Below are 313 nucleotides of genomic sequence, written 5' to 3' on the forward strand. Positions count from 1 at the left end.
CCGACATAAAACAATAAACACACAACTCAATACAAAAAAGAAGGGAAGCAACTACTACGGTTGCTTCCCTTCCTTCTTTGCGTTTTCCACCATTGAACCAACACCACCCGGCCACGACTATCGGCACGACGTTCCCACGCCTATCGTTGGCCAACCTGCATTCGAACCATCCAACAGGCCCACAACGCCCGGTTTCGGCGGCTTCGATGGGTCGAACGCAGGTTAATTCAGCAACGAAACTATCAACCGGCATTTCCGGTCTATGCACGGCGGGGGAGTGGAGTAGTTCAACGTGGCGTTGATGAACCTTGGA

At 52.1% G+C, this 313-nt stretch carries 1 protein-coding gene; it reads left to right on the forward strand.

Annotated elements, in window-relative coordinates; translation table 11 throughout:
* The coding region (locus HMPREF2692_RS13275; RefSeq protein ID WP_210400664.1) for a hypothetical protein at positions 1-226 on the forward strand (226 nt) is incomplete at its 5' end.
* Between the last annotated feature and the right edge of the window lie 87 nt (positions 227-313).

The sequence above is a fragment of the Corynebacterium sp. HMSC036D03 genome, from assembly GCF_001836185.1.
GTDB classification, from domain to species: domain Bacteria; phylum Actinomycetota; class Actinomycetes; order Mycobacteriales; family Mycobacteriaceae; genus Corynebacterium; species Corynebacterium simulans.